Here is a 7,837-nt window from a genome sequence, read left to right as displayed (position 1 = left end):
ACACTATATGAAACATCACCAAAATATGTCGGCTGGCAACCAGGATCTAACATGACAATGAGACTCTATGCGGAAGTAAGCCACTATTTCATAAACCTCGATCAAAAATTCAACAACACAATAGAGAGCCCAATAACATATAATTTTACTGTTGACAATAACCCTGATATCGGCAAAACCCCTCTGGATAGTTTGAATTATGATCTGCCTCATCCAATTAATGTTAGAGTACCTGGTTTTGAGGCTATAATATTCATCGTGTCTCTAGTCATAGTCATTTTAATCTTTAAATACAAAAAGAAGGATCGAAGAAACCAGAAATGAAAGAGTTAAACATTTTTTGTAAAAACCTAAAAAAAAATTTTATACCAAAAAGCGTGGATACAAAAAACCCTGTTCATTGCTGGTCTGAAAAAGACATTTTAGATGGAAAAATTGTTGATGCTTTTGTTATTATTTTCAGGACAAGAGGTTGTTCTTGGGCTCTGAAGTCAGGTTGTACAATGTGCGGATATTTTAACGACAGCACCTGGAAAAACGTATCTGATAATGACATTTTAACACAATTTGATAGAGCCATGCAAAAATACTCTGGACAAAAAATAGTTAAAATATTCACCTCAGGCAGTTTCTTAGATGATGATGAGATTAAACCTGAAGTTAGAAAGAAAATTCTTGGAGTCCTCTCAGAAAAAACAGATAAAATATCTGTTGAATCAAGACCAGAATATGTGAAAGACGAGAAACTTTCTAAGATAAAAGAAATTGTCCAACCTAAAACATTTGAAGTTGGTGTTGGTCTTGAAACATCTAATGATTTTTTACGGGAACATGCTATAAACAAAGGATTCACATTTGATGATTACAAAAAATCCGCTAAACTTTTTAAAAAACATGGATTCAAGCTTAAAACCTACGTGTTAATTAAACCACCTTTTATAACAGAAAAACAGGCTGTAGAAGATTGTGTCAACACAGTCAAAGACATCAGATCGTACACTGATGTTGTTTCTTTTAACCCAACAAATGTCCAGCATCACACTTTTGTTGAGTATCTCTGGAGAAGAGACCAGTATAGACCACCATGGTTATGGAGCATTGTAGAGATATTAAAACAAAGTAAAACAAAAACAGATGCTTACCTTAAATGTGATATTACTGGTGGTGGAAGCAGACGAGGAGCACATAATTGCCCTAACTGCGACCATAAGATTCTAAATTTGATAGCAAAGTTTTCATTAAACCAAAACATAAAGGTTTTTGAAGACCTTGACTGTGAATGTAAACAAAAATGGTTAGATCAAATAGATATAGAAAATTTAACCTTTGGTTCAATCGTTGATTTTTTGGTGATAAACAAATGAAAAAATATGTACAAAAAAACGATGTAGTCGTATTAATCGATTCGAATCTAAGAAAAATTATTGTAGACACAGCTGGTAAAACAGATAGAATCAAAGGTGTCGGGGTAATAGACCCGGTAACTCTTGTAAAAAAAGAATATGGTAAACAAATTGAGATCGGAAACAAAAAATTCTGGATTCTGAAACCTTCTTTGCAAGATAAATTACAGAGTCTAGACCGCCTCGCACAAATCATTTTACCAAGAGACGCTGCACACATAATTATGAACTGCTCAATTGAGTCAGGTCACACTGTTCTGGAAGCAGGTATAGGCTCTGGTTCATTAACAATTGCGTTAGCCTCTGCAGTTGCTCCAAATGGTAAAGTAATATCATATGATGTTAGAAAAGACTTTATTGAACATGCAATGAAAAACCTTAGAAGAGCAAAACTAGAAAAATACGTTACAACAAAACTTAAGGATGTTACAAAAAAAATCGATGAAAAAGAATTGGATGTAGTTATTCTCGACATACCAAACCCTTGGGAAGCGGTGAAACATGCTTGGAAAGCACTGAAAATCGGTGGTTACCTATGCTCGTATTCTCCTCTTATATCACAGGTTGAAAAAACAGTTAAAGAAATAGGAAAATATAGTTTCATTGAAACCAAAACATTTGAAAACATACAAAGAGAAATGATAGTCTCAACACATGGTACAAGACCTAGTTTTGACATGCTAGGGCACACAGGTTATCTAACATTTGCAAGAAAAGTATTATAGTTTTATGCCACGCTGATTCTGGTAATTCCCAGATTTTTTATCATAAAGTTCTGATGGAATTGATGCCATTTTTTCAAAAACAATCTGACAGAACCTATCACCAATTGGTATATCAAGCGACTGATCATTTGAATTAAAACAACTAATAGTAAGCGTACCATGGAAACCAGCATCTACCTTGCCGAAACTAGCCATAACGCCCTTACGTGCATAGCTAGAGCGAATCCAGAGCTGTGAAGTAATCTGCGGTCCCATTTTAACAAATTCTTTTGTACTTATAGCAAACCAAGTGAGTGGAGGAATTTTTGCCACACCGTTTTTGATATGTTCGTCTGTTTTCCTGATAAATATCTCATCAATAGTCAGGTCATAACCGTTTGGTGTTAGATTCTTTTCAACAAAAGGCTCAATACCAAGCTCTTTGTTTTTAATTGAATTCTTAATATCAACATCGGATAGAATCGTCATAAAAATCATTTTTCTTGTATAGTTATGCTTTTTATCACAACATCTACCAAAGGCTTGTCATTTTCATCAGTTTTAACTTTAGAAATAGCATCTACAACATCCATGCCCTCTATAACTTTACCAAAAACAGCATGTTTGTATTCCAATGGTTCTTTGTTGTAATCAAGATATGTATTATTAACTACGTTGATGAAAAACTGACTGCCACCAGTATTAGGCCCATGATTCGCCATAGATATCGTGCCTCTAACGTTACTTAGATCAGGATGGAATTCATCCTTGATTGTATAACTTGGTCCCCCTGTTCCATCCCCATTTGGATCGCCACCCTGTATCATAAAATTTTGGATAACACGATGAAAAATAAGCCCATCATAAAAACCATTTTTTGATAAGTTGATGAAATTACCAGCTGTTATAGGTGCTTTATCCTTATAGAGTTCGATTTTTATAACCCCCATACTAGTATCTAGAATGGCGATGGGATTTTTACCAGCTGTATTATTTTGTTCGATGTTTTTATTTTGATTAGTATATATGTAGACCACTACTATAGCGATTACTATCAGAAAAACCAATAAGACAATGCTTATCTTTATGCTCTTTCTTTTAAGTATCTTTTTTTTCTCTATTGGTCTAGATCTTTTTCTTTCAAAATCTTCTTTTGTAGCCTTCATAAACCTAGTTTTGAAATACAAAACTGATAAATAAGGATTTGGAAAAAGAAACCTTTGATGTTTTTCTTTGCTAATTATCTTAAGTAAAAATTAAGGTATAGATAGGACATGAACTTAGTAGCAATATCCAAGTTCATCCATATCAAGTTACAGGTTTCTGGATATGTGCGAGATCTAAGCCCAGTCTTCCCATCCAAGTCCTTCCATGCCCTGTGCAGGTTTCTGGAAATATGTGAGATCTAAGGCGGCCCAGTCATTCCTATCGTTTTCACCATGTGTTCCATCTGAATAACCATAGTAACGCAGGCCAAAGTAATAATAGTTCATTGAACTCTTATAATTCATATATTCGCTAAAATTTAGACAATCTACTCCGGCCCATTCTTCTCTACGTAATCCAAGTGAATGACCAAGCTCATGTAATACTTGTACAGCGCGCCCTATTCTTCTACCTCTCTGGGACACCGCAAAAGCAAGCTGATTTTTGAAGAACCTTTTACTAGTGGGAACACACATAGTATCGTAGAAATGTCTATTGTCTTGTGGGTGACACCAGCCGCCACCACTTGCTATAACAACATATCTGAAAATACCTTTTCTTTCATCAGAAAAGTTGTTGTTATAGTATTCTGCAACAGTTCCTCCCTCTTGGTTATAGTTGCCTTCTCTTTTTGGTAATAATTCACCGCCACCACCCATGCAACCATCATCGATGTGGACTGTTATGCCATGTTCGTTAAAAGTTTCAATTAACATTTGTTGTGATTCCTCCCAGAATAAGCATTCCCAACCATCACCAGTGAACTCTAATTTTGGTCGAGGTATCGGTAGTATTTTACCTTTTTTGATTGTGATCTTTAAAGGTCTAAAAAGTCTTTTCCCTTCGTGGTCAGTCTCTATATAAATCTCTCGATAAAATGGGTTTGCCAACCATTTTTTCATAAAGTATTCTTCGTTATTTTGTAACCCATCATTATCAGGGTCAAGATACGTATGATTATCATACTTGAACGGGTCATATCCCCATTTCCACTCCCATTCGGTGTCTATACCATCATTGTCAGGGTCAAGTTTTGAATCATCGACGGTAGGGTCAGTACCTAAGATATTAACTTCGGTCCAATATGGGATATCATCTCCATCATAACTAGTCTGGCGAATGTTAAACCATATCTCATAATTAGAACCATTGTAATGACCATAACCATCACTATCATTGAAGTAATCATCTCCAGTCCAATTACCATATCTAAAATCATATACAACACAGAAACCTTCTATCTCTTTTTCAATAGTTTTTGTAAATTTTTTCTCTTTTTCTACTATAGTAAGTTTAACCTCTGTTTGTTGTTGCTCTTCTTTAACTTTCCTGAAGAACTCCTGGTTGATATAATCAGTATCCCAACCTGTCCAAAGTGCGTTTCTTTTATATTCATAACCATCAAGAACAGCGGTATAGGTAAAAGACGGTTTTTTACGCCATCCTATCCCAGGTCTTAAACCATCAATAAACGGATAAAAATAAGGATTTTTAATCGGTATTTTTTTTAACAGGTTCGTTGCATACCCAGCATTCATCATAAAATCAACGATACCTTTTTTCCGTATCCTATTTATTTTTAGAAATACTGCCTGTGGTGCCCCTAATGGGTTAATTCTGTTATCAATTTCTTTCTCTTCCACCTTTTTTTCAGTTTCTTCTTTTTGGTAAAAAAAGACATAATAACTGGCGGCAAACAAACAGATTATTATAAAAATTGTTATTAAAATCGTTGAAGTCTTATGTTTTTCTTTCAATTTTTATTCCCCCATTTTTAATAATTGTAGTCCTATTTGTTGGTCTAGACCGTAATGACCACATTTATAATCTTTTTTATTTATTAATCTTTCTATTAATTACATAAAATTTTCCTAATTTTCTAAATTTCTAAAATCTAATAAGTTATATATTTTCAGTTACCTCTTACAGAAATATTTTAAAACCATGCCTGTAATGAATGTTTATTATGGTTCTCCCTATCATAAAACCAAAAACACAAAAAAAAATTTTACCTCTTTCAAAACAGAATTTTAAAAACGTATGTGGTTTATGCAGAGGAACAAAATTATTGTGTGGTAAAGCGCGATGTCCAGTAATTGTCCGTTATCATTCCAAAGTAAAATTAAAACCATTTGTTGGTAGTTTGAGAATTGAAGGTTCATCACCACCAAGCGTGTTTATTGGCCGCCTTGGTTATCCGAAGGTTGCTATTGGCCCTATGATCCCACCAATAATGGGCGATACCTCTCTTATAGACACACCAGAACTATGGCTTGATAAAAGCCTTGATGACATAGTAGATTTTCGTTCAATGCTTATCAGAGGAAAATACACTGTTGATGTCACTGATGTAGAAAACCCTAATAAGATCGTTGGTTTTACTAGAGAACTTGCCCTATCTAAAAATAGTGTTTTTGCTGAAGCAATTTTTGAGAGAAAACCATACGATAGAATCGCTTTTTATGATGAGGCACAGCCGCATGGTCCTTCTGCACCTTTAATGAAATTTGATATCTCAAACCCCAGATACGAACACCATATTGAAAAAGCTTTTTATGATACCGATCTAAAAGCTAGAAACGCTGTTTTAGATTTATACAAAGACGGTGTGGATGTTTCAAAAATTCAGAAAGCTTTTAGCGTCGGTGCTTTTGGTATCAGGAAAAACAGACGTTTTGTTCCTACCAGATGGAGTATAACAGCTGTAGACTCAACCATTGGTGAAAATCTAATGAACAATACAAAAACGTATCCTTGGATAAACGAATTCCGTATTTACTATACAACACAGTATGATAACAGATGGGCCATACTTATGATTCCATCAGAATGGCAATATGAACTTATAGAGGCATGGTACCCAAACACAACATGGAACCCATATGGCTCCAGTATTTCAATATTTAACAGCTATGAGTTTTATGATGGCAGAACAACATATGCTGAGATAGGCGGATGCTACTATGCTGCTAAACTAGCTGTAAACGAATTATTGAATAAAGAACGGAGACAAGCAGGTGTTGTTATCATGAGGGAAGCTCACCCTGGATACATAATGCCCATAGGGGTATGGAATGTTAGAGAGAGTGTTAGGAAAGCACTGAAACAACCTTATCAAAAATTCAACACATTAAATGAAGCTTTGATTCATGTATCGCAGAAGATGGATATTCCCATACAGAGATGGATAAAGAACAGTGCTGTACTTAAAAACCAGATATACCAAAAAAGGATTGAGGATTTCTAAGAGATGTTTTTATGAAAATTAGAGAGATAAGCTGCAAGACCGCATTATCGCATTCATCATTACCTGGATTAGATTACTCGCTCAATCCTTACCGTGGATGTCAACACAACTGCTCATATTGTTATGTGCCAAACGTGCTTAGAATACCAAGAGCGGATTGGGGTTTATTCGTAGATGTGAAAACAAACATACCAATTGTTCTATCAAAAGAACTAAAGAACAAAAAACCTGGTACTGTCGGGGTTTCAACTGTGACAGATCCATATCAACCAATTGAAAACAAATACAAACTCACACGCTATTGTTTAGAACAACTTCTAAAATATGATTTTCCTGTTTGCATCCAAACAAAATCGTCATTAGTGACCAGAGATATTGATCTGATATCAAAATTTTCAAAATCTGAAGTAATGTTTAGTATAGGGACATTAAATGATGATGAAAGAAAGATGCTTGAACCTTATCCATCATCTATTGACGAACGACTTGCTGCGATGAAAACATGCAGCGACGCAGGCATCAAGACAACTGTTTTTTTTGGACCAATATACCCAACAATAAAACTTGATGATATTTCTAGAATTATTGATACACTTACTAGCTACGGTGCAAAAGAAATAATGGTCGACAAATTTAATCTCAAGCCAGGTATTTTTGAAAATCTTAAAAAATGTAATATTTCAAATTTTGATAGAATTAAAGATGAATCATATTTCAAAGAAATATTCAACGAATTGAAAAAATATGGAAAAGAAAGAAAAATAAAAATTGTTGAGGCATTCTAGTTTTTGTGTCTTCAATCAATAGTTATATCCTCAAATCATGAAGCCCAATTGTTTATATAATTATATTATATGGTTCTAACTTTGGGTGTTTGTCAATTTGTAATCTTGGTATGTAATAGGGGATATTCCCAAAACCATCTTTGTTAATATCTGCTAATCTTTTGATCCTCAATCCTCTATAGTCATCCCAGTAGTTACCTTCAATGCCGTTATCCCATTTGTTACCTATCGAACTTTTAGCATTGCGTTTTCCAAAGATCAATATTCCATCATTTATGAAGTTGTTTCGATAGATTTTATTGCGTTTTGATTTTACCATTTTTAAACCAATTTTTTTGTTGTTTTCAATGTTATTGTCGCAGATTGTACTGTTGGCCCAATTTTTTCCATAAATCCCTATGTCATTGTTTTTAATAGAGTAGACCTTTTGCATAATTATAAAACTGGAACAACTGTTCTCTTCTAGCCTCCCCCAACTAGCTATTTTTACTC

The 7,837-nt window shown here is 34.3% G+C and carries 9 protein-coding genes; 5 read left to right on the top strand and 4 right to left on the bottom strand.

The features are described from left to right. The 3 genes from QHH19_05910 to QHH19_05900 all read left to right on the top strand — a co-directional run. Positions 1-324: hypothetical protein (locus tag QHH19_05910; GenBank protein MDH7517861.1), on the top strand; the 324-nt coding region annotated here is incomplete at its 5' end. Then, on the top strand, positions 321-1,364 hold the full coding sequence (locus QHH19_05905; protein MDH7517860.1) for an archaeosine biosynthesis radical SAM protein RaSEA: 1,044 nt from the start codon (positions 321-323) through the stop codon (positions 1,362-1,364). The genes QHH19_05910 and QHH19_05905, both read left to right, overlap by 4 nt. Next, complete coding sequence (locus QHH19_05900) at positions 1,361-2,128, top strand: tRNA (adenine-N1)-methyltransferase (GenBank protein MDH7517859.1); 768 nt, start codon at positions 1,361-1,363, stop codon at positions 2,126-2,128. Before QHH19_05905 ends, QHH19_05900 begins: the two co-directional genes overlap by 4 nt. Here QHH19_05900 and dcd read toward each other — a convergent pair. The 3 genes from dcd to QHH19_05885 all read right to left on the bottom strand — a co-directional run bounded on the left by dcd (position 2,123) and on the right by QHH19_05885 (position 4,956). Further along, positions 2,123-2,596 carry a dCTP deaminase gene (gene dcd / locus QHH19_05895; GenBank protein MDH7517858.1) on the bottom strand — a complete coding sequence of 158 codons (474 nt, stop codon included), beginning with the start codon at positions 2,594-2,596 and terminating at the stop codon, positions 2,123-2,125. The two genes, QHH19_05900 and dcd, sit on opposite strands and share 6 nt — an antisense overlap. A 5-nt stretch (positions 2,597-2,601) precedes the next feature. Next, complete coding sequence (locus QHH19_05890) at positions 2,602-3,273, bottom strand: peptidylprolyl isomerase (protein MDH7517857.1); 672 nt, start codon at positions 3,271-3,273, stop codon at positions 2,602-2,604. 174 nt (positions 3,274-3,447) lie between these two features. After that, positions 3,448-4,956, bottom strand: coding sequence for a hypothetical protein (locus QHH19_05885; protein ID MDH7517856.1), 1,509 nt, complete (start codon positions 4,954-4,956; stop codon positions 3,448-3,450). Positions 4,957-5,279: 323 nt separating this feature from the next. Between QHH19_05885 and QHH19_05880 the strand changes: the two genes are divergently transcribed. After that, on the top strand, positions 5,280-6,560 hold the full coding sequence (locus tag QHH19_05880; GenBank protein ID MDH7517855.1) for an Nre family DNA repair protein: 1,281 nt from the start codon (positions 5,280-5,282) through the stop codon (positions 6,558-6,560). Between the two features lie 11 nt (positions 6,561-6,571). Then, a complete protein-coding gene (locus QHH19_05875) occupies positions 6,572-7,345 on the top strand; it encodes a radical SAM protein (GenBank protein ID MDH7517854.1) in 774 nt (257 codons plus the stop codon). 52 nt (positions 7,346-7,397) lie between these two features. On the opposite strand, the gene QHH19_05870 is transcribed toward QHH19_05875, so the two are convergent. Then, positions 7,398-7,837 (bottom strand): NosD domain-containing protein (locus tag QHH19_05870; GenBank protein MDH7517853.1); only part of this gene is annotated, 440 nt, incomplete at its 5' end.

The organism is Candidatus Thermoplasmatota archaeon (genome assembly GCA_029907305.1).
Classification (GTDB): domain Archaea; phylum Thermoplasmatota; class E2; order DHVEG-1; family DHVEG-1; genus JARYMC01.
Note: the sequence above shows the minus strand (reverse complement) of the source record. Positions and strands in the feature narration are given on the sequence as shown.